This window comes from Pseudovibrio exalbescens DSM 16456, from assembly GCF_000422785.1.
GTDB lineage: Bacteria > Pseudomonadota > Alphaproteobacteria > Rhizobiales > Stappiaceae > Pseudovibrio > Pseudovibrio exalbescens.
Genome location: NZ_AUGS01000005.1, coordinates 325,251 through 350,097, shown reverse-complemented (window position 1 = coordinate 350,097; position 24,847 = coordinate 325,251). Strand labels below are relative to the sequence as shown.

The window sequence follows — 24,847 nt, the reverse complement described above, 5'->3', positions numbered from 1 at the left end:
TGGCGTCTTATTCAGACGGGCCTACGACCAGACATATGGTGCGAGGTCCCCGCGCGCCCAATCTTCTTTTGTTTTCTGACGAAAATCTTCAAAGGTGCCGGCTTCAATAGCGTCACGAATACCTTGCATCAGGAACTGGTAATAAGCCAGATTGTTCCAGGTCAGAAGCATTGCGGCCAGCCCCTCATTCACACGCACCAGATGATGCAAATAGGCGCGCGAATAGTCTCGCGTTGCGGGACAATCCGCTTCTTCATCGAGCGGACGAGGATCCTCAGCGTGGCGCGCGTTTTTAAGGTTCACCTTGCCAAACCGTGTGTAGGCCAAGCCATGACGGCCCGCTCGCGTCGGCATGACGCAATCAAACTGATCAATACCGCGAGCAACACTTTCCAGAATGTCTTCGGGTGTCCCCACGCCCATCAGGTAGCGGGGCTTGTGAACCGGCATAACGGGTGTTGTCACTTCCAACATGCGAAGCATCACCTCTTGTGGTTCACCAACCGCAAGGCCGCCAACCGAATAACCTTCAAAAGGCATTTCACCCAGACGCTGAGCCGATTCCACGCGCAGTTCCGGGTTGTCGCCCCCTTGTACAATGCCGTAAAGGGCCTGGCCCTTGCCGGGGCCACCCATTTTTTCAAACTGGGTGCGAGAACGGTCTGCCCATCGTAGGGACAGGTTCATGGCCTCTTCGATTTCGCTGCGCTCTGCGGGCAAGGCTATACACTGGTCCAGCTGCATTTGTATATCCGAACCCAGCAAACCTTGAATCTCAATGGAGCGCTCCGGACTCATCATGTGCTTCGATCCATCATGGTGGGACCGGAAACTCACGCCCTCTTCGCTCATCTTGCGCAGTTGTGCCAAAGACATGACCTGAAACCCGCCGGAGTCGGTCAAAATCGCGTGCGGCCAGTTCATGAAGTGGTGCAAACCGCCCAGTTTCGCTACGCGTTCAGCCGTTGGGCGCAACATGAGATGGTAAGTGTTGCCAAGAATGACATCTGCCCCAAGATCACGCACTTGCTGGGGATACATCGCTTTCACTGTCGCCTGCGTGCCTACAGGCATGAACGCCGGCGTGCGAACAACGCCATGGGGCGTCGTTATCTCACCTCGACGCGCGGCTCCGTCCGTCTTTAGAAGTTTGAAGGAGAATGGTTTTTGAGCTTGATCACTCATTGGTCACCTTTGGGAAAAAGGAGAGAACTGTCGCCGTAGCTGTAAAACCGGTAGCCGTTGCTAATCGCGAACTCATAGGCGCGACGCATTTCCGATAGCCCGGCAAAGGCCGACACCAGCATGAAGAGCGTTGACTTTGGCAAGTGGAAGTTCGTCATCAGTCCATCAACGGCTTTAAAACGGTAGCCGGGTGTGATGAAAATGTCCGTGGATCCGGAAATCGGATGGATCACATGATCCTCACTGGTGGCACTCTCCAAAATGCGCAGGGAAGTCGTGCCAACAGCAACCACCTTGTTGCCCCGCTTCCGCACGGCGTTTAACGCATCAGCGGTTTCGGAGGTGATTTCGCCCCATTCCTCATGCATTTGGTGGTCATTAGTGTCATCTACCTTGACCGGCAAGAAGGTTCCGGCGCCAACATGAAGGGTAATAAAATGCCGCTGGATCCCTCTTGAATCCAACGCATTCAAAAGGCGTTCCGTGAAATGCAGCCCGGCAGTGGGAGCAGCAACGGCGCCTTTGTGTTCGGCATAAACCGTCTGGTAGTCCTGTCGATCCTGAGCATCTTCGGGACGCCGTGAGGCGATGTAAGGCGGCAAGGGAATGTGACCAACTTGGGCGATCGCTGCATCCAGTTCACCCGCGCCGCGATCAAACTGCAAGAGCACATCTCCGGCAGCGGATTTTTCTTCAACGCGAGCCCGAAGCAGCGGATCGCTGTCGGCATTTTCTTCAACAAAGAACTGAATCACATCACCGGGGCGAAGCTTCTTGGCTGGTTTGACAAAGGCACGCCAGGAATCTGTCTGCGTTTTTTGGTGGAGAGTAACGCCGAGTTTGGCCCGTGCGCCCTCTCGATCACGAAACCCTACCAACTGAGCCGGAATAACCTTGGTATTGTTGAATACCAAGGCATCGCCGGGATTGAGCAAGTCCGGCAGTGACAGTACCGCATTATCGTCAAGCAGCGGGTTCTGCCCCGGACGCACGACCAGCATGCGAGCAGCATCCCGAGGTTTCACGGGACGCAAAGCGATGCTTTCCGGGGGAAGATCAAAATCAAATTCGTCTACGCGCATATATCGCCTTGATAAGGACCGTCTCCGCCACCTGCGTGGGCGCCGGATGCGTCTCTCTTCCTCTGTTTTACGAGAATCTCTTCAAGGGCAAGCCGCTGTCACCAACTCGCAACCTCAAGAACGGTCAGCGGTTTAGCGCGATATCAAGCCCATGGTCAACAATAACCGGTTTGCGATGACACAAAAACGGCGGCCCTCGCATGGAAGGCCGCCGTTCATCACGTTCTGAAAAGGCAGAAAATCAAGCCGCGTCGGCGACGACCTTGACCGAAACCATCTTGTCAGGATTTTGAACAGGTTCGCCGCGCTTGATCTTGTCGACGTTTTCCATGCCCTCAACGACCTGACCCCAAACGGTGTATTGACCGTCCAGCCAGGGTGCGTCCTCGAAGCAGATGAAAAACTGGCTGTCAGCAGAGTTCGGATCCATGGCGCGTGCCATGGAACATGTGCCCCGTACGTGCTTTTCGTTGCTGAACTCGGCCTTCAGCTTCTGGCCTGAACCACCCGTGCCAGTTCCGTTGGGGTCGCCAGTCTGCGCCATGAAGCCGTCAATCACGCGGTGGAACACGATGCCGTCGTAGAAGCCATCACGCACCAACTCCTTGATGCGGGCAACATGTGTTGGCGCCAGGTCCGGGCGCATTTCGACGACAACGTTTCCCTGAGTGGTTTCAATGATCAGGGTGTTTTCTGGATCTTGGATTTCTGCCACGAGCTATTCCTTGCGCTTCGAGGTTTTAAGATGGTGCACCACTTACCCTTTATTGGGCGTCGGCCGCAACCTGCATACCTACGATTTTATCCGGGTTTTGGACAGGCTCACCACGTTTGATATTGTCTACATATTCCATTCCGGAGACAACCTCACCAAACACAGTATATTGCCCGTTAAGCCATGGTCCGTCGTCAAACATGATGAAGAACTGAGAATTGGCACTGTCCGGATTGGCTGAACGGGCCATGCCCAGAGTACCGCGCTTGAACGGCTCCTCGCTGAATTCTGCCTTTAAGTCCGGTAGGTCCGACCCGCCGCGGCCTGTGCCGGTCGGATCACCGGTTTGAGCCATGAAACCATCAATGACGCGGTGAAAGACGATGCCATCATAGAATCCGTCGCGTGTCAGTTGCTTGATCCTCTCCACATGGTTTGGAGCCAGATCCGGGCGCAGCTGGATCTCGACACGACCATCCTTAAGGTCCAGGTAAAGTGTATTTTCAAGATCTTGAGCCTGTGCGGAAGTCGCAGCCAAAAGGCCGGAAAGAACCACGGCCAGAACTGCAAAAAAACGAGCTACCATCAGAATTACCTTTGCTTTCTGTTGGATTATCAGGGGTGAGATTACGAGGCCACGCGGTCTTTGAGCCGCTTAACAACACATTGGGGAACGAAGGGCGCATAGTTCCCATTCATTTTGGCAATCTGGCGCACCAATGTGGCTGTGATTGGTCGCATTGGCGGGGAGCTTGGCAAAAAGACTGTTTTCACTTCCGGGGCCAGCGTTCCATTCATACCCGCCATTTGCATTTCGTAGTTCAGGTCAGTCGAATCCCGCAGGCCGCGAACCAGAATCTTGGCCCCCTCTTCTCGTGCGGTTTCGATCACAAGCCCGGTAAACGAAATGCACCGAATCCGGTCGGCTTCATCAGCCCCAAATGCTTCAAGGCACGCTTCTTCTATCATCTCGACGCGTTCGTCGAAGCTGAACAAGGGTGTCTTTCCCGGATGGACGCCAATTGCTACCACAACTTCATCGGCAAGACTGAGGGATTGCTCAAGAATATCCAGATGACCAAATGTCATGGGATCGAAAGAGCCGGGGTAAAGAGCAATACGTTTCATTGATAACGCCTTAATTCTTAAAGGGCCACTGGAACCGTTCGCTGGAACATATCAATCAATCACTGGAAATAACAACGGGTAAGCCAACCGGAAATTGTGCGCATGGTGTTTTTCACCAAAGCCCCTATTTGTGACGGTTGTCACAGCAAACTCTTGCCTGTTGTATATAGTCAACACTGCAAGCTGAGAGGTGCCGGTCCGATAAGCCCCTGTTTATCATAGGCGCGGCAAACGCATCCCGATCTTTTAGAGCTGCCCCTAGTCTCTTGAAGATCCCTCGAAGCCAGCTCGTGAGGCGGCGTGATAATTGGAGCCCCCCAATACACGTCAAGGCGCCCTCACAAACGACTGTGACGTTGATGTTGAGCATTCATTCCTGGCGCTTCATCGACAGCTAGTGTCCGAACCCATCGGACCTGTTTAAGAGATAACTTCGCTTTCAGTGAAGTCCCAACCTCCTAAACTCTATTTGTCTGGCGAGGCCTTCGGGCCTCGCTCCCCTTTTTGCACAACGCTCATTCCCGCAAACGGTTTTCCACCATAAATGTGTGCTCTGCAAGCAACACAAATCCAAGCTGATCCGATAGCATCGCATATTTGCGCAGTTTCTAAGGGAAAATGCGGTCTAGGATATGGGGATAAAACCAGTGAGGCGGAAACCGCCCAGAACGGCTAAAAAACGGGGACGCAAGCCATGATCACTGAACGTTCACATCCTCCCTCCTTACGTCATTGCCGCGCATTCAACCGAGCAGTCTGTGCCACAGGCGCAGCACTCAGCTTTGCTGCAAGCGCACAAGCAGCCGATCTGTCTTTGCCGTCAAAAGCACCCCTTTCCGCTCAACCTACAGTCGCGCCAGTTGTAGCCCTTGCAACGAAACAAGACCGTGCGACGGCCCCTCTGGATACCAACACCCGTGATTCATATGTCGTCGAGCTTCGCGATGAAGAGCGCCGCCTGTCGATCCTGATTCAGCATCAGCGCCAAACATAAAAACGGGGCCAGAAGGCCCCGTCCTCCATTCCTCTTCATGTAATCAGGTGGCACTCAGGAGTCCTCTCCCCCCGAGGCAGGCGGGTCCGTTTCAGGAGCCCCCCCCATCGGGACCATCCGGTGCATCACCCTCAACAGCGCCGGGCAGATCGTCGTCGCCGTTGCCTTCCACTTCACTGATCCGTTCCACGGCCACCACTTTTTCGTCAGCGGATGTCTTGAAGACAATAACACCCTGAGTGGAACGCCCAGCCAGCCGAATTCCTGCGACCGGACACCGGATGAGCTGACCACCATTGGTTACCAGCATGATTTCATCGCCCTCTTCACTTTGGAACGATCCAACCAACTGGCCATTGCGCTGATTGACGGCCATTGCCGCGATGCCTTTACCACCACGTCCCGTTGTGCGGTATTCAAACGACGAAGTTCGCTTGCCATACCCACGCTCGGACACTGTCAGAATGATCTGCTCAGCGGCACTCATCTCGATGTAACGCTCCTGACTGATACCTGCCGTGGTATCATAGCCATTCTCGTCTCCCTCCTCAGCTTCACCCCGCATCTGGCGAGACAGCTTGAGGTAGGCAGCACGCTCCTCGGAATCACAGTCGAAGTGACGCAGGATGGTCATGGAAATCACCCGATCATCCTCACCCAGCGCAATTCCGCGAACACCAACGGAGTTACGTCCGGTAAACACGCGCACATCGGTTGTCGGGAAGCGAATACACTGACCAGCTGCGGTGGTGAGCAGTACATCATCCTGCTCTGTACAGGTCGTGACATTCACAATGCCGTCGCCCTCGTCCAGCTTCATGGCGATCTTGCCATTTTTGTTGATCTGTACGAAGTCCGAGAGCTTGTTCCGGCGTACCGTGCCGCGCGTTGTTGCGAACATCACATCCAGTTCGCCCCAGCTTTCCTCATCCTCCGGCAATGGCAGGATGCTGGTGATGTACTCGCCTTGCTCCAACGGCAACAAATTGATCAATGCCTTGCCACGCGCCTGCGGGCTGGAAAGTGGCAAGCGCCAAACCTTGAGCTTGTAGGCAATGCCACGGGAAGAGAAGAACAACACCGGTGTGTGAGTATTGGCAACAAACAGCCGCGTGACGAAATCCTCGTCTTTGGTCTGCATGCCCGACCGGCCCTTGCCACCGCGCCGCTGTGCACGATAAGTATCCAAAGGTACGCGCTTGATGTAACCGCTGTGACTTACGGTTACCACCATGTCTTCGCGCGCAATCAGGTCCTCATCGTCCAGATCGCCACCGCCCTCGGTGATTTCAGTGCGGCGTGGCGTGGCGAAGTCCCGCTTTACCTCTTCCAGCTCCGTACGGATGATCTCCTGTACCCGGGCACGTGATCGCAGAATATCCAGGTAATCCTTGATTTCTTCACCCAGACCGTCGAGTTCGTCGCCAATCTCATCACGGCCGATGGCGGTCAAGCGCTGCAAACGCAAATCCAGGATGGCGCGCGCCTGTTCCTCGGACAGTTTGTAGGTCCCGTCTTCCTGAACGCGGTGCCGCGGATCATCGATCAGCTGGATCAACGGTGTCACGTCCTTGGCAGGCCAATCGCGCTCCATCAATTGAGCCCGCGCTGTTGCAGGATCCGGTGCGGTTCGAATGAGGTGAATAACCTCATCAATGTTGGCGGTTGCAATCGCCAGACCAACCAAAACATGCGCGCGATCACGCGCCTTGGCAAGAAGATAGCGAGTACGCCGGTTGACGACATCTTCCCGGAACCACAGGAATGCCTTCAACATGTCTTGAAGGTTGAGTTGTTCCGGACGGCCACCGTTCAGGGCAACCATGTTACAGCCGAATGACTGTTGAAGCTGAGAAAACCGGTAGAGCTGGTTCAGAATAACGTCAGCAACAGCATCCTTTTTCAGCTCGATGACAACCCGCATGCCTTGCCGATCCGATTCATCCCGGATATCGGATATGCCTTCAATGCGCTTGTCACGAACGAGTTCCGCGATCTTTTCGATCATCGAGGCTTTGTTGACCTGATACGGAATCTCCGTGATCACCAACATTTCGCGGCCACCACGGCCTTCCTCGATATCCACCTTGCCACGCATGACAACGGAGCCACGCCCGGTTTCATAAGCGCTGCGAATACCGCTGCGGCCAAGGATCAAGCCACCGGTCGGGAAATCCGGACCCGGAATGATCTCCATCAGCTCAGGTAAGGTAATATCGGGTCGATCAATCAAGGCAATGGCGCCGTCAACAACCTCACCAAGATTGTGAGGCGGGATATTGGTCGCCATACCCACCGCGATACCGCCTGCTCCGTTCACAAGCAGGTTTGGATAGCGCGCTGGCAGAACTTCCGGCTCTGTCTCGGACTGATCGTAGTTTTCCTGAAAATTGACAGTGTCTTTGTCAATGTCCGCCAGTTGAGCTTGAGCCACCTTTTCCAGACGACACTCGGTGTAACGCATTGCCGCAGCCGGATCGCCATCAACCGACCCGAAGTTGCCCTGTCCATCAACCAGCGGCAGACGCATGGAAAAGTCCTGCGCCATGCGCACAAGCGCGTCATAGATCGCACTGTCGCCATGGGGGTGGTATTTACCCATGACGTCGCCGACTACACGGGCGGACTTGCGATAAGGCTTGTTCCACTCGTAGCCATTTTCATGCATCGAATACAAAATGCGGCGATGCACCGGCTTCAGACCATCTCGTACATCCGGCAGCGCTCGACTCACGATCACACTCATCGCGTAGTCGAGATAGCTGCGCTTCATTTCATCGGAAATGGAAACGGGCTTGATATCGCTGGGGAGCCCACCCTCCGGTGTGCTATTGTCCTGATCTGCCAAGGATTATTCTCGTTAATTTCGTTGAGTTAATTGTGCTCGTTTATAGCCGATTCAAGTCGAATTTCCAAATCAACGCTTGCCCGTAAGGCCAAGTGATCACAGCACAATTCTCCCTCACACCGTTATCCACCGTTTAGAATGTCTCTTCGTGGTTCAGGAAGGGAGCAAAACAGGCAGAATCGGCGCTCTGTATTGCGAGTTTCTTGGGGATTTGCTAGCGAATTGAGACTACTTGGACCCCATCACAAAACACTGAGGAGACAGCACTTGCTGGATTATCTCACCAATGCCTTCGCAATGCTGTTCGTCACAATTGATCCCATCGGCCTGGCCCCCATGTTCCTCGCCGTAACCGCTGGGGCGACTACGGCCCAAAGACGCAGCATTGCTATCAAAACCATTATCATTTCCACCGCGACGCTGCTCGTTTTCTTCGCCGCGGGGCAATCTGTTCTCAGCGTCATGGGTATCTCCCAACCGGCCTTCAAGGTCGCGGGGGGGCTCCTGTTGTTCATAATTGCCGTTGAGATGGTGTTTGAACACAGAACCAAACGGAAAGCCGAGAGCGCCGAGAAGGCAATTGAAGATGATCACGATCTATCTCATGTCGCCGTGTTCCCGCTGTCCATCCCGTTGATCGCCGGTCCTGCCTCCATCTCCGCCTTGATCCTGCTGACGCCGCAGGCGCCGGGCATTTATGGTCTTGTAGGGCTGTTGGGTGTCATGATCGCTGTTTTGATCATCACGTTCATCGTTTTCATTCTGGCGGATAAGATCGAAGCCTACATGGGTGCAACCGTACAAGTCATTTTGACACGGCTTTTTGGTGTGCTGTTGGCGGCCCTCTCGGTTCAATTCGTGGCTGATGGCATTTTTAACCTTATTGCCGTTCACTAAGCGGCCATACTTGACCAACCTTCTGTCTGTTTGAAAAATCTCCGTATTTGAGGTGCCCACGGCACCTTGTGCAATCTAACAATTCAAGGAATTAACCCATGCCCATTCTTGTCACCGGCGGAGCCGGCTACATCGGCAGTCACATGACGTGGCTCCTCAAAGACGCAGGAGAAGACGTCATTGTCCTGGACAATCTTTCCACCGGGTTCGAGTGGGCATTGCCTGGTGATGTACGGCTGGTCAAGGGAGATGTGGGCGATCGCGCGGTGCTGGATGAATTGATGAAAGCCCATGACATAGAGGGCGTGATCCATTTTGCTGGCTCAATAATCGTACCCGAGTCTGTGTCCGACCCGCTCAAGTACTACAAGAACAATACGGCGAACTCTCGCGAGCTTATTGAGGCCTGCGTGCGACACGGCGTGGACAAATTCATCTTTTCGTCTACTGCCGCAGTATACGGCGATCCGGAGACCGTGCCTGTGGCCGAAGACGCGCCTTTAAAGCCGCTGTCGCCCTACGGTACGTCCAAACTCATGACGGAGCTCATGTTGAATGATGTCGCTGCGGCCCATGATTTCCGATATACCGCGCTGCGCTATTTCAATGTGGCCGGGGCTGACCCCAAAGGGCGGACCGGACAATCCACCAAAAACGCAACCCATCTCATCAAGGTGGCTTGCGAAGCCGCTTTGGGCAAGCGTGGTCATCTAGGCGTTTTTGGTACAGATTTTGATACGCCGGACGGCACGGGCGTGCGTGACTATATCCATGTCAGCGACTTGGTTTCCGCGCACTATCTGGCACTCAATCGCCTGCGCGAAGATGGAACGAGTGTGGTGATGAACTGTGGTTACGGAGAAGGGTATTCCGTAAGACAAGTCATTGAGGCCGTCAAAGCAGTTTCAAAGGTGGATTTTGAAGTAAGGGAAGAACCACGCCGCGCAGGTGACAGTCCGAAAGTTGTAGCTCAGAACGCTAAGATACTCACCGAGATAGATTGGAAGCCGCAGTACAATCAGCTCGATTTGATCGTTGAACATGCTTTGAACTGGGAAAAAAACTTGTCAAAGCGCAACAGCCCGAGATAACGGCCAATTGGCAACGCAATCTCCATCGAGGCCTTCGCAGAAGGCCTCGGTTTCCCAGCATTTGAATAAGCCTCGCAAGGATCATCTTGTCAAGGATTGATGCCCCTTCCCGGCATCTGAAACGCAGGCGCACCTACTTTGACGTTGCGTCTCCTAGATCAACTTGATCACCAACACTCAAGCCAATTCGATGAGCGGTACCCGCTTCAAATTCCAGTACATATCGAGCTGGACCGCGCGAGTAGATGACTTTTTCAGAAAAAGGCGTGGCGTGATGATGGATATGGCGCACCGTACCCGTCTCTTGCAAGAAAATGATATCCAACGGCAATGGTGTATTTTTCATCCAAAAATACTGATCTTCGCTGCGTTCGAAGACGAACAACATGCCATGGTTTTTCGGCAGCGAGGGGCGGTTCATTAAACCCTGAGCCCGCGCTTCGGGCGTGGATGCGATCTCCACGGAGAACTCGAAATGCCCCCGGTCTGTTTTCACACCAATGGTTCCGGTTGGCAGATTTTCTGCGATCGCGGAATTCAAACCACCTGCAAGGCAAACCGCGAATGCAAAACATGCCAATAGTGCCGTCAGGCTTGCCTGTTTTTCCGCTCGTAGCCCAAACAAGTCGCTCGATATTCCGCGCAAAGCACTGACGGTCGCTATTAGCCTCTGGACGCCGGTAGCGCACCAGCCTTGATGCGCACCACCAGCTTTAATGCGAGGCCGGGATGTGAGTGCCCGCTCCAACAGGACGCACCTCCGCGGCCATCTTGCCCTTTGGCCCTGAGCCAAATCGCACCTGAACTTTCTGTCCTGGGCGCAGTTCGGTTATGCCGTACCGGCGCAAGGTTTCCATATGGATGAAGATGTCTTCCGTGCCTTCGCCGCGGGTCAAAAAACCAAAGCCCTTGACCCGGTTGAACCACTTGACTTCCGCATCAACAAACCCGCCTTCCGGCACCACCTGCACATGGGTGCGCGACGGTGGCAACTGTGACGGATGAACTGCCGTACTCTCGTCCATGGACAGAATACGCATCGCCTGCAAGCCGCGTGGTCGATTCAGAACTTCGCAGACAACTCGAGCCCCTTCATAAGCTGTCTGATATCCGTCCCGACGCAAGCATGTCACATGCAACAGTACATCCGGCAAGTCATTATCTGGTTTTATGAATCCGAAGCCTTTGCCAACATCGAACCACTTGATTGTTCCGCCGATCTGCAGAACATCCAGTGCGACGTCGTCATTTACATCTTCAACGATACCTGGTGCAGGTGTCGTTTTAATAGTCATGTTAATGCCCCGTAGTCGTTGCCGCATCAAGATCAATCAGACCGTACAGGGAATGCGATCTTGATTGATTCCTCGCTGTCGAGGATATCATCCAGCTACGGTCGCTCCAGACGAAAAATTAAAAAACCCTAAATGATCCCCTGAAGTTTTGTTCATTTTCTGCAAAGTCACACAAGATCCAGTAGGTTTCATGGAGTAGTGATAACAGGACTAGCACATTCTACACCTGAGCTATTGGTGGATAGAACAGGGTAAGTTTGTGGAACAATTAGACCTATCTGCGAACTAATACTCGGATGCCCCAAACGGAACCTTGTGTTTCACTTGGCGTCCCGGTTTTGACCGTCACGTGAACTTTTCCGAGATTGAACTTATATGAACGCCTATTATATTTCCGGAAGCGTAATGCTATCTGCTAATGAAATAAAGGGCTGACTTAATGCGTTATCTTCACACCATGGTCCGCGTTGCTGATCTGGATCAGGCACTCGACTTTTATTGCAACAAGCTCGGCCTCGAAGAAGTGCGTCGCACAGAGAACGAACGGGGTCGCTTCACGCTCGTATTTCTGGCCGCACCCGGCGATAAGGAGCAGGCAGAGCAGACGAAGGCTCCTCTGCTTGAGTTGACCTATAATTGGGATCCGGAAGAGTATGCTGGAGGTCGCAACTTCGGACACCTCGCCTACCTCGTCGACGACATTTACGACACATGTGCCCATCTTCAGGAAAAGGGCGTTACGATTAATCGCCCGCCCCGTGATGGCTACATGGCATTTATCAAATCACCAGACGGCATATCCATTGAGTTGATCCAGAAGGATGGTGCGCTTGAGCCTCGGGAGCCTTGGGCCTCCATGGAAAACACGGGTACCTGGTAATTTAGCTGGGAAGCTCGGTTCTTCTTCCGAGCTTCCCTTTTATATCAAGACCCTAGACTAGAATCTCGACATCTGTGGATTATTTTAGTTCAATTCTTGCCAGTATCGGCGAGAATGAATATAACGCGCCCACACCAACGAACGGGGTGGTCCTAAACACCCATGGTTCGAAAAAGTGCGCCCATCGTCTAGCGGTTAGGACGCCGCCCTTTCACGGCGGAAACAGGGGTTCGATTCCCCTTGGGCGTACCATCTAATTCCCTAAAAATTGAAGTCACGACGTAAGGCTGTTTCACTTTTCGGTCTGGTGATAGACGCGTTCTTGTTCGCAACAACTGAGTAGTAACAAAAAAGCCCCACGAGGGATCGCAGGGCTTTGTACTGTCTGATTGTAACGGGTGCCTAGAACGGAATCTCGTCGTCCATACCGCCACCGCCGGGACCACCAAAGCCGCCTCCACCTTGAGAGCCGCCCTGCCCGCCACTGCCGAAACCTCCGGCTTGGCCACCGCCATATCCGCCGCCGAAGCCGCCACCTTGGTCGCCGCCACCAAAGTCACCACCTTGGGAGCCACCAAAGCCACCCTGGCCGCCGCCGTCATTACGACCATCCAGCATGGTAAGCGTCGAGTTGAAGCCTTGAAGGACAACTTCAGTGCTATAACGGTCCTGACCGCTTTGATCTTGCCATTTGCGGGTCTGTAACTGGCCTTCGATGTAAACCTTGGAGCCTTTGCGCAGGTAGTTTTCAGCGACCTTGGCAAGTCCTTCATTGAACACAACAACACGGTGCCATTCGGTCCGCTCGCGGCGCTCACCAGTGTTCCGATCTCGCCAACTCTCAGATGTCGCGATGCGCAGGTTCACGATCGGTCGTCCATCCTGAGTACGGCGGATTTCCGGATCCGCTCCCAGATTTCCAACCAGAATAACCTTGTTGACGCTCCCCGCCATTCATATCTCCTAGGTACTTGGCAGGTGACCACGGAGCCCCTGCTATCTCATGTTGGCACGCAACCTATCGCGTCCAGCAGGATCAAGCAAACAGGCAGCGCTAACCCGCTGGTCTTGTCCACACACCGACATATATAAACGATGCTGGGCCTTTGGGAAAACGCGGTCACAACACTTTGTTCTCTTATTGTTCCGAACCGTAACCTACTGGTTCCATAACCGCAACACTGATTTTCCGGCAATGCGCCTCCCCGGATGAATTTGTAAAAATGCCTTGCGGGCGCCGGATTGTTCCGTATATGTTCCAGAAAAATTTTCGAGTTCACTTCGCTGACACCTGCTCCTCAGCTCAAACTGACTTAGATTGCGTTTGGAATTGCAAAACGCGGAGCACTACTGCGATATTTCCCGGGAAGGGCAAATGACCACGAAAACCACGGATCCGATGGCCCACAAAGGGGTTTCGAACGGCGACAACAAACTCATTTCTGTTCGCGGTGCACGTGAACACAATCTGAAGAACGTGGATCTTGACCTGCCACGTGACAGTCTGATCGTCATGACGGGCCTGTCAGGTTCCGGTAAATCGTCACTGGCCTTTGACACCATCTACGCGGAAGGCCAACGACGATATGTCGAGAGCCTGAGTGCTTACGCGCGCCAGTTTCTCGAAATGATGCAGAAGCCAGATGTAGACCAAATTGACGGCCTGTCTCCGGCGATCTCCATTGAACAAAAAACGACATCAAAAAACCCCAGATCTACAGTCGGCACCGTCACCGAGATCTACGACTACCTGCGTCTTCTGTTTGCCCGCGTAGGGGTCCCCTACTCGCCGGCAACGGGGCTACCGATCGAGAGCCAGACAGTCAGTCAGATGGTCGATCGGATCATGGATCTGGAGGAAGGAACACGCCTGTATCTGCTCGCGCCGATAGTGCGCGGTCGCAAGGGTGAGTACCGGAAAGAACTGGCCGAGTTGATGAAGAAGGGCTTTCAACGCGTCAAGATTGACGACACCTTCTACGAGATCACCGAGGCCCCGACACTCGACAAAAAATACAAGCACGACATTGATGTAGTGGTCGATCGTATTGTTGTGCGCGAGGATATTACCGGTCGTCTGGCGGATTCGCTGGAGACAGCGTTGCAACTTGCCGAAGGCCTCGCAGTTGCCGAATTTGCAGATCAAACAGATGACAAGGGCGACCCGAAACAACTCGTTTTTTCGGAAAAGTTCGCTTGTCCCGTATCCGGCTTTACAATTCCCGAAATCGAACCCCGGCTGTTCTCGTTCAACAATCCATTTGGCGCATGCCCAAAATGTGATGGTCTGGGAACGCAGTTGGCTTTTGAGGCGGACCTCGTCGTCCCCGACCCGAACTTGAGCTTGCGCGGCGGCGCCGTTGCCCCTTGGGCCAAGACCGGTGCCACGTCACCGTACTATACTCAAACGCTTGAAGCCCTGTGCCGCCATTTCGATCAGTCTATGACCACTCCTTGGAGCAAGCTGCCGCCGGAATTCCGTGAGAAGGTTTTGCATGGTACCGGCAAGGAGAAGATCGAGTTTGTATACGACGATGGCACTCGATCCTATCGCACATCGAAACCATTTGAGGGCGTGATTGGGAACATTCAGCGCCGTTGGCGAGAAACCGACTCGCAATGGGTGCGCGAAGAATTATCCCGCTACCAGACCGATCACGCATGCGACGCCTGCAATGGATACCGTCTAAAGCCGGAAGCGCTGGCCGTAAAAATCGACGGGCAACACATCGGCCAGGTCACTGAACTGTCGATCAAGCATGCCTACAAATGGTTTGACGACATTGATGATCGGCTGACGACCAAACAGAACGAAATCGCTTACCGGATTCTCAAGGAAATCCGGGAACGACTTAAGTTTCTGAATGACGTCGGTTTGGAGTATCTTTCCCTGTCGCGCGCGTCCGGCACGCTTTCGGGCGGTGAAAGCCAGCGCATTCGCCTGGCATCTCAAATCGGATCCGGTCTGACCGGCGTGCTTTATGTGCTTGATGAACCGTCCATCGGCCTCCACCAGCGAGACAATGCCCGTTTGCTGGAAACGTTGAAACACTTGCGAGATTTAGGCAATACGGTCGTTGTCGTCGAACATGATGAAGATGCCGTTCTGGCGGCAGATCATGTGGTGGATGTAGGTCCGGGCGCGGGCATTCATGGCGGGCGCATCGTGTCTCAAGGCACCCCTGACCACATCATGAGCGATCCTGCTTCCCTCACCGGCCAGTATCTAAGCGGTGCTATGGCTATTCCCATGCCGGACAAGCCACGCAAGATCAATAAAAAGCGTGCTTTGAAGGTGGTCGGCGCATCCGGCAACAACCTCAAGAATGTGGAGGCAACCCTGCCTCTGGGCACCTTTACCTGTATCACGGGCGTTTCAGGCGGTGGCAAATCAACGCTTCTCCTTGATACCGTATACAAGGCGGCAGCCCGTCACCTCAATGGTGCGCGGGAAAATCCGGCCCCACACGATCGCATTGAAGGTTTTGAACATCTCGACAAGGTGATCGATATTGACCAAAGCCCGATTGGCCGCACCCCGCGCTCAAATCCGGCAACCTACACCGGCGCCTTCACCCCTATACGTGAATGGTTCGCCGGAATGCCGGAAGCCAAGGCACGCGGCTACGCGCCTGGACGTTTCTCGTTCAATGTCAAAGGTGGACGCTGTGAAGCTTGTCAGGGCGACGGCGTGATCAAGATCGAAATGCACTTCCTGCCAGATGTGTATGTGACGTGCGACGTGTGTAAAGGAAAACGATATAACCGCGAAACACTCGAAGTTCAGTTCAAAGGCAAATCCATTGCCGATGTTCTCGACATGACAGTCGAAGAAGCAGCGGACTTTTTCAGTGCAGTCCCGTCCATAAGAGACAAGATGGAAACGCTGGCGCGAGTGGGGCTTGGCTACATAAAGGTTGGCCAACAAGCGACCACTCTTTCTGGTGGTGAAGCTCAGCGGGTCAAACTGGCAAAAGAGCTTTCAAAAAGATCCACAGGACGCACACTTTACATTCTGGATGAGCCAACAACCGGCCTGCACTTTCATGACGTGGCAAAGCTGCTGGAGGTACTTCATGAACTTGTCGATCAAGGCAACACCGTCTTGGTGATCGAACACAATCTGGAAGTAATCAAAACCGCCGACTGGGTCGTGGATCTCGGCCCGGAAGGCGGAGATGGTGGCGGGCAGATCGTAGCCTCAGGACCACCGACCGAAATTGCCAAAACGCAAGGCAGCTATACAGGCGTATTTTTGGCGGAACTGTTTGATCGCCGAGGCAAGGCAAGAGCACGAAGCGCAGCAGAATAAGCTTCTCGCCACAACGTCTAGCCTTCAGATTCACAACATCACCTATAAAAATCCTGGTCAAAAGCCAGGATTTTTTATTTCGCAGGAGCGAACACAAAAATCTTCACAGCTTGAAAATGTTGTCAAAAGGCATCGATTACTGAGTTCAGTCATGCATAATCAGTATCCGTATTTTGTTGTATTTCCTTGAAAAACTGCGGAATACCACCATTTGTCGCAGGTGCAGATATTTCAATAATCACCCCGGCATGCACAAGATGCATATCTGTCATGCGCAATGATGTGGTGCACAATAAAGCAAACTAAGCTATATAAAAAATCAGACGCAGCGGGGAACTCCTCCCAATCCCCAGCGTCCATTAAATAGCCTGAAGGTGATCTCCTCCCACACTGGACGGCAACCCGCGCGATGATACCTCCTCCCAATTTCATCGTGCACGAGTTACGCCCGCCGATTCCTCCCAACGGCGGGCGTTCACTCGTTTGGACCTCCCCGAATACATTTTCAGATGACATCAAAATACTGTTTGGAAAGGCAACAAACGAGCGAAGCGTCTTTGCGTTGCCTAACCGTTTTCCATGTCGAGTCGATCAAGATCTCGCGATCGTACACGAAACCAGCGGTCCAGCAGCATGACATCGGGGGCTTCCGCGTTATCTCGGCGCCAACTGTCAATTGCCCATTGAAGACCACTCTTCTTTTCGGTGATCACCGCGCTCGCGTGGGGATATCGTCCGTCAATAAAGAAACCACGCGCAACGGGTCGGCCAACGGTGTGATGTCGCAATAAACTGTTATTCTCAAGATACAACAACAAGCTGGTCGTGTTGGTTGCTTCATCAATGCAATCCATTTGCCCACGGACACCGGCATTTTTCAAATCAAGTCCGCCAATGTCATTTGATGAACCAATGGCCCGCCCCACCCTCTTCTCTTGCCAGACAACCGCTTTTGATAAAGCAGCCCGCTCAGCCTTAGCAGAACCTCGTCCGGCTCGAAGAAAGCGAGCCAACCGGCGACGATCAGCTCGGGTAAAATCGACCCGATCCGTATAAGCACACCCAAAACCATGGCATATGTAGAGGCGGTCCCCCGAAGGCAGCCTTCCCTGCATCGTTTGATACCACGTTCCAGGGTCATCACCTGCCAGGGAAACACAGCCAGCTAGCCCCATCAGGGCGCCAATAACACTCCACTTGGCAAAATGAAACTGCATGGACAAATCGTCTCCAAACTTGACTTGGGCGGGCACGCGCAGCATATCGGCAAGAACAGCTGGCGCGTATTGCATGCGCCAGCATTGCACGCTAATCAAGAGCAATGAACAAAGGCTCTACATAAAGCCGAAGGTAACGTGAGCGCAAACTACGTAGCACGTTTGATCGGGTGTAAACCCGCTTTACTCAGAACCAATTTGGAACAGGAATGACCGAGAAACCAATTCATGTGATCGGCGGGGGTCTTGCCGGTTCGGAAGCCGCATGGCAGATCGCTCAACACGGGCACCCTGTGGTGCTGCATGAGATGCGTCCGCACCGCAAGACAGACGCACACCAGACCGATGGACTGGCTGAGTTGGTGTGCTCCAACTCCTTCCGCTCGGATGATGCGGAAAACAATGCCGTAGGCATGTTGCATGCTGAGCTGCGCATGGCCAACTCGCTCATAATGCATGCTGCAGATAAACATCAGGTTCCGGCTGGTGGTGCTCTGGCAGTTGACCGGGAAGGTTTCTCAAAGTCTGTAGAAGCAGCTCTTCAAGAGCATCCCCTGATCGAAATACGCCGTGAAGAAGTGCCTGGCCTCCCTCCTGTTGACTGGGGCTCCACAATTATCGCAACAGGTCCGCTTACATCACCGGCTTTGAGTGAGGATATTCTCAAGCACACAGAAACTGATGCGCTGGCCTTTTTCGATGCCATTGCACCAATCGTCCACAAAGATAGCATTGATATGGACGTCGCTTGGTATCAATCCCGCTATGACAAGGTTGGCCCCGGCGGAACAGGGAAGGATTACATCAACTGTCCCCTGTCGAAGGAGCAATACGAGGCCTTCATCGACGCCCTGATTGCGGGCGAGAAGACCAGCTTCAAGGACTGGGAAGAAAACACACCCTATTTTGATGGATGTCTGCCCATTGAGGTAATGGCAGAGCGCGGCCGCGAAACCTTGCGTCATGGTCCCCTCAAGCCCATGGGACTGACAAATGCTCACAACCCAGACGTGAAGCCGTACGCGGTCGTTCAACTGCGTCAGGATAATGCGTTGGGCACTCTCTACAACATGGTGGGCTTCCAGACCAAATTGAAATATGGCGCCCAAACTGACGTTTTCCGTCTGATTCCGGGGTTGGAGAACGCGCAGTTCGCGCGTCTGGGCGGCTTGCATCGCAACACCTTTCTCAACTCTCCCAAGGTGTTGAATGAACAGTTGAAGCTCAAGGCCGCTCCCCACGTCCGTTTTGCGGGCCAGATTACAGGATGCGAGGGCTATGTTGAATCCACTGCCGTTGGCTGCATGGCGGGTCTGTTCGCTGTACATGAACGGATGAACAAAACGATTGATCTTCCGCCGGCTACATCTGCAATGGGTGCCATACTAAACCACATCACAGGCGGTCACATCTCTCGTAATGACGCAGAAGGGCCGCGATCGTTCCAACCGATGAATATCAACTTCGGTCTGTTGCCTCCCCTCGAGGAAATGCCAAAGACTGTCGATGGCAAGCGCTTGCGCGGGAAAGAAAAAACCCGAGCCAAGAAGCAGGAAATGTCACGTCTCGGCCGAGAAGCCTTCCAGAAGTGGATCTCAGAGGTTGGTCACTGATTCAGCTTTTTTAGAGGAGCCCCGCAGAATAGCGGGGCTCTTGCCATTTGATAGCTTTCTAGCCAACAACCAAGACATTAGGCAGGTTGCATTACAGAACGTAGCCGCCGCGCTGCGCGCCACATTGAAATATGGCTGCGCAATGGCCCCTCGGATTCAAGTGGTTGCAGATAGTTCATTTTTTCGCGAGACAAGCGATCAATCTGTTTGGGAACCAGCATCACCGGTAAAAAAGCGGCACCAGCCTCAATGGATACTGACGCCATGGCACTAATGGCCTTGTCGTAATGCATTTGTGCGTGAACCAGAACTTCTCGAAGGGCAGCACCCAACTCCGGTGTCATTTCTCCGCGATGCATCTGCACCATTGAAACACCATGGCGCTCAAGCAGATCTTGAGGCAAAAAACATTGTTGTCTAGCAGCATGCCAAGGAAGGGCTCTGACCAGGCCCACCATTGCATAGGCAACGCCGCCATGGCCGCAGGAATCGGCAAAGACAGTACCAGAAAGCGTTCTGTCGAGGATCAAAGCTGCCAGTTGTATAAGACTGGAACTGGTCTCTCCTGCATAACCTTCCAGCGTCTCCTGATCAGGCATGGGGTCATTGAAAAGATCAAACTCCCGCGCATCCAGAAGGTTCAGCATTGGCTCTCGGGGCAGATCGAAAGCGCCGATGGTCTCCAAAAGCGCGCCTGCCACAGGATTGTCCTTTACGGCCCCATGGCCTTCACCAGTCAATGCGTCACGCCACCATTGCAACCGCATTTGCCCCGGAAGCGCTTCACTCACCAACTCCCGTATGCGCGCAACTTCCAAGGAAAATGCATAGATGGCGAGCAACCCCGCTCGCTTGTCGCTCGGCGCGTAAAGAACACTCAGATATCTTTGGTAGTCGAATTTACGCACCAATTCGGCACAGTACGTCGCGTGGTCCATCTGCCCTCTTCACGTGAGCGGCCGAGCAGTCTTATTCCACGGCCAGAAAGGCTGCAGCAACAGCCCGCTTCTCGGAAAACAGTACGTTGAACGTGCGTACAGCAGCGCCCGTGGACATGCTGTCAACCATGATGCCACGCTCGCGGAACGGCGCCTTGAACGCGTCACTGAATGGTTGAAGCTGTGAGCCGGTCCCGATCAGGAGCACCTCAATCTCACCGGCTTCTTCCAAGACGCGGCCCAACGCATCTGAAGTGATATCATCCACGCAAGACGGCTCCCAGCCATAGGTTCCCGAAGGAACACTAAGCAAGGAGCCGCGATGCGACATGTCGGCAAACCGGAATCCACCATTGCCGTAGGCCGAAATCTCGACCTGTTGGGGCAAATGAGCATTACGCACGAACACCGGTTCACCTCTTTTAGCCAAAACAGCTCTCCGTTATGCCTTTACAGCTTTCTTCTCTTCTTCTTCCTTGTTGAACGCGGAAGGCCGCAAGTTCAGCAGGATCAGAAGCGGGCTGGACAGGAAGACGGTGGAATACGTGCCGATAACAACACCGAAAATCATGGCCAGTACGAACGACTGGATGACCTCACCGCCAAACGCATACAGCGCAAACAGAGCAAGCAGTGTCGTCACGGACGTGTTGACCGTGCGAGACAGTGTTTCGTTAATCGACCGATCGAGCAGGTCTTCCAACGGCATCTTCTTGTAGCGCCGCAAATTTTCTCGAACGCGATCATACACCACCACCGTATCGTTGAGGGAGTAGCCCAGAATGGTCAACACTGCCGCGATACTCGACAATGTGAAGTCGAGATGCAGCAGAGAGAACAATCCTATGGTCACGATAATATCGTTCAATGTGGTAATAATCGCGCCCACGGCAAAGTGCCACTCAAAGCGGATCCAGATGTAAATGAGGATCACGACCAGCGCACCGACGATTGCCATTGTGCCGGCGCGGGCTAACTCACCGGAAACACGGGGACCGACAATCTCAGTGCGTCGGAACTCAACCCCACTGCCCAAGGTCTGCTGGATACCGGAGAGAACTTCCTGTTGGGAGGTCTCCTCATCCCCTTGATGCTCAATGCGGATGAGAACCTCTGACGGAGATCCGAACTCCTGCACCTGCACATCGCCCAAGTCCATACCGGACAATTTGGACCGGATATCACCAATATCCGCAGGCCCTTCCAGCGTCTTGATCTCAATGAGTGTACCACCCTTGAAATCGATGCCGTAGTTCAAGCCAACGGTAAAGAACATGAGGATGGAGGCCAAGGCAATCAGGGCAGAAACCGGATAGCTGATCTTGCGCCAGCGCATGAAGCGCAAATTGGTCTTCTCTGGGACCAGTCTTAAATATTTCATCGTCGTGTCTCCAGATCAGATGGGCAACTTCGCTGGTCGCTTGCGGCGATACCACATGGCGATCAGGAACCGTGAGAACGTCACCGCCGAGAAGACGGTGGTGAAAATACCCACCATGAGGGTGACAGCGAACCCTTTCACTGGTCCAGAGCCAATGAAGAACAGGATCAAGGCAGCCACAAGCGTGGTAATGTTGGCATCGAGAATGGTGCCCATGGCGCGCTGATAGCCCGCGTCAATCGCACTGACAGCCGAACGACCGGCCCTCATCTCCTCACGGATACGCTCGAAGATAAGCACATTCGCGTCCACAGCCATACCAACAGTCAACACGATACCCGCAATGCCGGGCAGTGTCAGCGTTGCCTGCAACGTTGTTAGAACGCCAAACAGCAACACCACGTTGGCAAACAGCGCCACGTTGGCAAAAGCACCAAACAAGCCATAGGTGATGAACATGAACACAACAACCGCAGCCATGCCGATGTAGGAGGCCATTTTGCCGCTTTCAATCGAGTCCTTACCAAGGCCCGGACCAACGGACCGCTCCTCGATCACGTCCAGCTTGGCCGGCAACGCACCGGCGCGCAACAACACGGCAAGGTCATTTGCACCGTCAACTGTAAAGCTTCCGGAGATCTGTCCGGAACCGCCTGTAATGGGCTCACGGATCACCGGCGCGGAGATGACTTCGTTATCGAGCACAATGGCGAATGGCCGATTAACGTTCTGCCGCGTAACGTCCGCAAACTTGCGAGCGCCAGCGGTATTAAAACGGAAATTGACGACCGGTTCGTTGGTACGCTGATCAAATGCTACCTGCGCATCTTGAAGCTCCTCGCCGGTCAACAGCGGGTTTTCTTCGAGCAGGTAGGGCAGCTCGTCTTCCACGCCATACACGACCATGGACCCTGCTGGAGGGCGTGACTGTAGCGCTTGCGCTGGCGACATGGAGTCATCAACCAAGTGGAACGTCAACTGAGCCGTCTGGCCGACGATATCTTTCAAACGCTGCGGGTCGCTTTCGCCGGGAGCCTCAACCAGAATACGGTCCGTCCCCTCACGCTGAATGCTTGGTTCGGTCGTGCCCAGTTCGTCAACGCGGCGGCGGATGACTTCAATTGACTGCTCAACAACCTTGGAAAGACGCTGCTGCAAGCCTTCTTCGGTGAAGGAGAAGCGGAACAGGCCGTCACCTTCGTTTTCAAGCTCAAATTCATTGACTGGCTGGCCGCCGAACACTCCCTGATTCAAGGGGTTCAGTTGTTGAGAAAGACGGCGTTCTGCTTCCTCTATCTTGGCCGCGTCACGAATGCGAACCTGTACCGACTCTCCCTGGATGCCAAGACCGGCATACCCGATACGAGGGCTTTCACGCAGAGCCTGCCGAACGTTGCCCACCAATTGTCTAAATTGCTTTTCCTTGTAATCTTCGCTGTCCACCTCATAGAGCAGATAAGCTCCGCCTTGGAGATCAAGGCCCAGAACAACCTGGCGCTTCGGCAGGAAGTCCGGCCACGCTTCCAACGTGGACTGTGAAAAGAAATTTGGCAGTGTTGCCAATACGCCAGCTAGGACGACGAGGAGGATCAATGTGATCTTCCAGCGCGCGAAATAAAGCATGTTTCTCTGCCTGGTGTTCAAGCTCCCCGTGTACCAACGACAGCGCGCCTGGTAACGGAGAGCTTTTCGGTTTCAATCAAGAAGTGGCTTATTCGCCGTCTTTTGCCGGTTCCGATTTGGACCGAACTTCTTGAACCATGGCACGGGCAACGCGAACGCGAACGTTTTCAGCGATGTCCACCTGGATTTCTGCGTCATCAATGACTTTGGAAACCTTACCAATAAGCCCGCCAGAGGTCACGATGGTATCGCCACGGCGCAGATTGTTCACCATTTCCTGATGAGCCTTCACGCGCTGACGCTGCGGCCGAATGATCAGGAACCACATGATGACGAAAATCAGGATGAATGGAAGGATGGACATGAGCATGTCCGGTGCGCCACCAGCACTCTGAGCGTAGGCGGGGGTAATAAGCATTCTCTTCTCCTTGGCCCGGGTCTGCGAAATGCAGCGGGAAATCAAACCACCGATTTATGTAAAGGCTTTAGTTGCCCGTTCAACCGAAAACGGTAATTTTGACGCGGACTATACAAGCCAACAGCGCGTTTTCAAGAATTAGCGACACCACCACGGACTTTCCCCAAGTGCTAAAGCCATGCTAGTGGTTATTTCATCGCAATTCTGCCTAGGGTTGCTTGACCGCGGCAAATGCGCAAACTCGTTCCCAAAAATTGAAATAAACAAAGACTTCCAGACCAATGACAGAACCCTCGCCCGAGTTCGAGAGCCTCACACAGCGGCTCGATCGCCTAATCTCTTTGGTGGAACGCGCCGTCCCACCGGCTCCGACGCCAACAGACATGTCGAGCGCAGATGCATTTGTATGGCATCCCTTGCCGAAGGGACTTGTAGCTGTGCCACAAGTCAACCGCATTCCGCTTCAACTTCTGCAAGGGGTAGATCAATGCAAATCAGAACTTCTTGAAAACACAAAACGATTTTCCAACGACCTTCCAGCAAACAACGCCTTGCTATGGGGGGCTCGCGGCATGGGAAAGTCATCTTTGGTCAAGGCGGTCCACGCTGAAGTCAACGCAAGCTTGCCTCACACAGTAACGCCACTAAAGCTCGTGGAAATTCACCGAGAAGATATATCCACCCTTCCCGATCTTCTGACCACCCTTCGTGCATCTCCCTACCGGACAATCATCTTTTGCGACGATCTATCGTTTGACGGCGATGATGCCTCTTACAAAAGTCTGAAGGCAGCACTGGAAGGCGGAATCGAAGGACGGCCCGAGAACGTATTGTTCTACGCAACATCCAACCGCCGACACTTGCTGCCCAGAGACATGATGGAGAACGAACGCTCTACAGCGATTCACCCTGGAGAAGCCGTCGAGGAAAAAGTGTCCCTGTCGGATCGATTCGGCTTATGGCTCGGATTTTACAAGTGTTCTCAGGATGAGTACCTCGCGATGGTTCAAGCGTACGTTGCCGAATTTTCACTCAACGTTTCAGAAGAAACCCTGCGCCAACAGGCACTGGAATGGTCTGCGACCCGAGGTGCTCGCTCTGGACGGGTGGCATGGCAGTTCATTCAGGATCTTGCAGGCCGTCTCGGACAACGTCTGGATGGGAACTAACTCGTTTGGTGAGTAACAATACAAGAAAGGCGGCTCTGAGGCCGCCTTTCGGGATTACCAA

22 protein-coding genes and 1 tRNA gene are annotated in these 24,847 nt (G+C 53.7%); 8 read left to right on the top strand and 15 right to left on the bottom strand.

From position 1 onward, the window contains the following. Nucleotides 1–21 precede the first annotated feature (21 nt). The 5 genes from tgt to coaD all read right to left on the bottom strand — a co-directional run bounded on the left by tgt (nucleotide 22) and on the right by coaD (nucleotide 4,110). Nucleotides 22–1,185, bottom strand: coding sequence for a tRNA guanosine(34) transglycosylase Tgt (tgt, locus tag G512_RS0106490; RefSeq protein WP_028481012.1), 1,164 nt, complete (start codon nucleotides 1,183–1,185; stop codon nucleotides 22–24). Next, nucleotides 1,182–2,267 (bottom strand): tRNA preQ1(34) S-adenosylmethionine ribosyltransferase-isomerase QueA, encoded by a 1,086-nt coding sequence (gene queA / locus G512_RS0106485; RefSeq protein ID WP_028481011.1) that lies wholly within the window; start codon nucleotides 2,265–2,267, stop codon nucleotides 1,182–1,184. The genes tgt and queA overlap by 4 nt, the downstream gene beginning before the upstream one ends. Nucleotides 2,268–2,508: 241 nt before the next feature. Next, nucleotides 2,509–2,982 (bottom strand): peptidylprolyl isomerase, encoded by a 474-nt coding sequence (locus G512_RS0106480; RefSeq protein WP_028481010.1) that lies wholly within the window; start codon nucleotides 2,980–2,982, stop codon nucleotides 2,509–2,511. A 49-nt stretch (nucleotides 2,983–3,031) separates the two neighbouring features. After that, a complete protein-coding gene (locus G512_RS0106475; protein ID WP_036488741.1) occupies nucleotides 3,032–3,568 on the bottom strand; it encodes a peptidylprolyl isomerase in 537 nt (178 codons plus the stop codon). 41 nt (nucleotides 3,569–3,609) lie between these two features. Beyond that, on the bottom strand, nucleotides 3,610–4,110 hold the full coding sequence (gene coaD / locus G512_RS0106470) for a pantetheine-phosphate adenylyltransferase (protein WP_028481008.1): 501 nt from the start codon (nucleotides 4,108–4,110) through the stop codon (nucleotides 3,610–3,612). A 694-nt stretch (nucleotides 4,111–4,804) separates the two neighbouring features. On the opposite strand from coaD, the gene G512_RS0106465 reads away from it, so the two are divergent. Next, entirely contained in the window at nucleotides 4,805–5,104 is a 300-nt protein-coding gene (locus G512_RS0106465; protein WP_028481007.1) for a hypothetical protein, read from the top strand. Between the two features lie 91 nt (nucleotides 5,105–5,195). Here G512_RS0106465 and gyrA read toward each other — a convergent pair whose 3' ends face one another. Then, the gene (gyrA, locus tag G512_RS20230) at nucleotides 5,196–7,877 is read right to left on the bottom strand and encodes a DNA gyrase subunit A (protein ID WP_407636262.1); all 2,682 of its coding nucleotides are present in this window, start codon (nucleotides 7,875–7,877) and stop codon (nucleotides 5,196–5,198) included. Between the two features lie 342 nt (nucleotides 7,878–8,219). On the opposite strand from gyrA, the gene G512_RS0106455 reads away from it, so the two are divergent. Both G512_RS0106455 and galE read left to right on the top strand, forming a co-directional pair. Beyond that, the gene (locus tag G512_RS0106455) at nucleotides 8,220–8,849 is read left to right on the top strand and encodes a MarC family protein (RefSeq protein WP_028481006.1); all 630 of its coding nucleotides are present in this window, start codon (nucleotides 8,220–8,222) and stop codon (nucleotides 8,847–8,849) included. A 98-nt stretch (nucleotides 8,850–8,947) separates the two neighbouring features. Next, nucleotides 8,948–9,940, top strand: coding sequence for a UDP-glucose 4-epimerase GalE (galE, locus tag G512_RS0106450; protein WP_028481005.1), 993 nt, complete (start codon nucleotides 8,948–8,950; stop codon nucleotides 9,938–9,940). A 133-nt stretch (nucleotides 9,941–10,073) separates the two neighbouring features. Here the strand turns inward: galE and G512_RS0106445 are convergent, their stop codons facing one another. Continuing rightward, nucleotides 10,074–10,403: a DUF192 domain-containing protein gene (locus tag G512_RS0106445; RefSeq protein ID WP_228130478.1), complete on the bottom strand. Its 330-nt coding sequence runs from the start codon at nucleotides 10,401–10,403 to the stop codon at nucleotides 10,074–10,076. 250 nt (nucleotides 10,404–10,653) lie between these two features. After that, nucleotides 10,654–11,235 (bottom strand): cold-shock protein, encoded by a 582-nt coding sequence (locus tag G512_RS0106440; protein ID WP_028481003.1) that lies wholly within the window; start codon nucleotides 11,233–11,235, stop codon nucleotides 10,654–10,656. Nucleotides 11,236–11,674: 439 nt separating this feature from the next. Here G512_RS0106440 and gloA point away from each other — a divergent pair, with 439 nt between their 5' ends. Then, a complete protein-coding gene (gloA, locus tag G512_RS0106435; RefSeq protein WP_028481002.1) occupies nucleotides 11,675–12,115 on the top strand; it encodes a lactoylglutathione lyase in 441 nt (146 codons plus the stop codon). A 177-nt stretch (nucleotides 12,116–12,292) separates the two neighbouring features. Then, nucleotides 12,293–12,367: transfer RNA gene (locus tag G512_RS0106430), tRNA-Glu, on the top strand. A 150-nt stretch (nucleotides 12,368–12,517) separates the two neighbouring features. On the opposite strand, the gene G512_RS0106425 is transcribed toward G512_RS0106430, so the two are convergent. After that, nucleotides 12,518–13,069: a single-stranded DNA-binding protein gene (locus tag G512_RS0106425; protein ID WP_028481001.1), complete on the bottom strand. Its 552-nt coding sequence runs from the start codon at nucleotides 13,067–13,069 to the stop codon at nucleotides 12,518–12,520. 421 nt (nucleotides 13,070–13,490) lie between these two features. On the opposite strand from G512_RS0106425, the gene uvrA reads away from it, so the two are divergent. Beyond that, nucleotides 13,491–16,427, top strand: a complete 2,937-nt coding sequence (uvrA, locus tag G512_RS0106420; protein WP_051269042.1) for an excinuclease ABC subunit UvrA — start codon at nucleotides 13,491–13,493, stop codon at nucleotides 16,425–16,427. A 566-nt stretch (nucleotides 16,428–16,993) separates the two neighbouring features. On the opposite strand, the gene G512_RS20225 is transcribed toward uvrA, so the two are convergent. Further along, on the bottom strand, nucleotides 16,994–17,719 hold the full coding sequence (locus tag G512_RS20225) for a hypothetical protein (RefSeq protein ID WP_208974955.1): 726 nt from the start codon (nucleotides 17,717–17,719) through the stop codon (nucleotides 16,994–16,996). Nucleotides 17,720–17,853: 134 nt separating this feature from the next. Between G512_RS20225 and trmFO the strand changes: the two genes are divergently transcribed. Beyond that, entirely contained in the window at nucleotides 17,854–19,257 is a 1,404-nt protein-coding gene (gene trmFO / locus G512_RS0106410; protein WP_028480999.1) for a methylenetetrahydrofolate--tRNA-(uracil(54)-C(5))-methyltransferase (FADH(2)-oxidizing) TrmFO, read from the top strand. A gap of 77 nt (nucleotides 19,258–19,334) precedes the next feature. On the opposite strand, the gene G512_RS0106405 is transcribed toward trmFO, so the two are convergent. From G512_RS0106405 to yajC, 5 genes are all read right to left on the bottom strand, one after another. After that, nucleotides 19,335–20,195, bottom strand: coding sequence for a phytoene/squalene synthase family protein (locus G512_RS0106405; protein ID WP_028480998.1), 861 nt, complete (start codon nucleotides 20,193–20,195; stop codon nucleotides 19,335–19,337). Between the two features lie 31 nt (nucleotides 20,196–20,226). Continuing rightward, nucleotides 20,227–20,625 carry an Mth938-like domain-containing protein gene (locus G512_RS0106400; RefSeq protein ID WP_028480997.1) on the bottom strand — a complete coding sequence of 133 codons (399 nt, stop codon included), beginning with the start codon at nucleotides 20,623–20,625 and terminating at the stop codon, nucleotides 20,227–20,229. A 12-nt stretch (nucleotides 20,626–20,637) separates the two neighbouring features. Further along, nucleotides 20,638–21,576 (bottom strand): protein translocase subunit SecF, encoded by a 939-nt coding sequence (secF, locus tag G512_RS22960; RefSeq protein ID WP_028480996.1) that lies wholly within the window; start codon nucleotides 21,574–21,576, stop codon nucleotides 20,638–20,640. 15 nt (nucleotides 21,577–21,591) lie between these two features. After that, nucleotides 21,592–23,199 (bottom strand): protein translocase subunit SecD, encoded by a 1,608-nt coding sequence (gene secD / locus G512_RS22955; RefSeq protein ID WP_028480995.1) that lies wholly within the window; start codon nucleotides 23,197–23,199, stop codon nucleotides 21,592–21,594. A gap of 88 nt (nucleotides 23,200–23,287) precedes the next feature. Continuing rightward, nucleotides 23,288–23,617: a preprotein translocase subunit YajC gene (gene yajC, locus G512_RS0106385; RefSeq protein WP_028480994.1), complete on the bottom strand. Its 330-nt coding sequence runs from the start codon at nucleotides 23,615–23,617 to the stop codon at nucleotides 23,288–23,290. A gap of 281 nt (nucleotides 23,618–23,898) precedes the next feature. Between yajC and G512_RS0106380 the strand changes: the two genes are divergently transcribed. Beyond that, complete coding sequence (locus tag G512_RS0106380; protein WP_028480993.1) at nucleotides 23,899–24,786, top strand: ATP-binding protein; 888 nt, start codon at nucleotides 23,899–23,901, stop codon at nucleotides 24,784–24,786. Nucleotides 24,787–24,847 lie beyond the last annotated feature (61 nt).

What these genes read in the sequence shown, in the direction of transcription:
- G512_RS0106405 (WP_028480998.1), bottom strand. Translation starts at nt 20,195, where the DNA reads ATGGACCACGCGACGTACTGTGCCGAATTGGTGCGTAAATTCGACTAC.
- G512_RS20225 (WP_208974955.1), bottom strand. Translation starts at nt 17,719, where the DNA reads ATGCAATACGCGCCAGCTGTTCTTGCCGATATGCTGCGCGTGCCCGCC.
- secD (WP_028480995.1), bottom strand. Translation starts at nt 23,199, where the DNA reads ATGCTTTATTTCGCGCGCTGGAAGATCACATTGATCCTCCTCGTCGTC.
- G512_RS0106425 (WP_028481001.1), bottom strand. Translation starts at nt 13,069, where the DNA reads ATGGCGGGGAGCGTCAACAAGGTTATTCTGGTTGGAAATCTGGGAGCG.
- galE (WP_028481005.1), top strand. Translation starts at nt 8,948, where the DNA reads ATGCCCATTCTTGTCACCGGCGGAGCCGGCTACATCGGCAGTCACATG.
- gloA (WP_028481002.1), top strand. Translation starts at nt 11,675, where the DNA reads ATGCGTTATCTTCACACCATGGTCCGCGTTGCTGATCTGGATCAGGCA.
- G512_RS0106475 (WP_036488741.1), bottom strand. Translation starts at nt 3,568, where the DNA reads ATGGTAGCTCGTTTTTTTGCAGTTCTGGCCGTGGTTCTTTCCGGCCTT.
- G512_RS0106440 (WP_028481003.1), bottom strand. Translation starts at nt 11,235, where the DNA reads ATGACTATTAAAACGACACCTGCACCAGGTATCGTTGAAGATGTAAAT.
- yajC (WP_028480994.1), bottom strand. Translation starts at nt 23,617, where the DNA reads ATGCTTATTACCCCCGCCTACGCTCAGAGTGCTGGTGGCGCACCGGAC.
- G512_RS0106465 (WP_028481007.1), top strand. Translation starts at nt 4,805, where the DNA reads ATGATCACTGAACGTTCACATCCTCCCTCCTTACGTCATTGCCGCGCA.
- secF (WP_028480996.1), bottom strand. Translation starts at nt 21,576, where the DNA reads ATGAAATATTTAAGACTGGTCCCAGAGAAGACCAATTTGCGCTTCATG.
- queA (WP_028481011.1), bottom strand. Translation starts at nt 2,267, where the DNA reads ATGCGCGTAGACGAATTTGATTTTGATCTTCCCCCGGAAAGCATCGCT.
- G512_RS0106380 (WP_028480993.1), top strand. Translation starts at nt 23,899, where the DNA reads ATGACAGAACCCTCGCCCGAGTTCGAGAGCCTCACACAGCGGCTCGAT.
- trmFO (WP_028480999.1), top strand. Translation starts at nt 17,854, where the DNA reads ATGACCGAGAAACCAATTCATGTGATCGGCGGGGGTCTTGCCGGTTCG.
- gyrA (WP_407636262.1), bottom strand. Translation starts at nt 7,877, where the DNA reads ATGAAGCGCAGCTATCTCGACTACGCGATGAGTGTGATCGTGAGTCGA.
- tgt (WP_028481012.1), bottom strand. Translation starts at nt 1,185, where the DNA reads ATGAGTGATCAAGCTCAAAAACCATTCTCCTTCAAACTTCTAAAGACG.
- coaD (WP_028481008.1), bottom strand. Translation starts at nt 4,110, where the DNA reads ATGAAACGTATTGCTCTTTACCCCGGCTCTTTCGATCCCATGACATTT.
- uvrA (WP_051269042.1), top strand. Translation starts at nt 13,491, where the DNA reads ATGACCACGAAAACCACGGATCCGATGGCCCACAAAGGGGTTTCGAAC.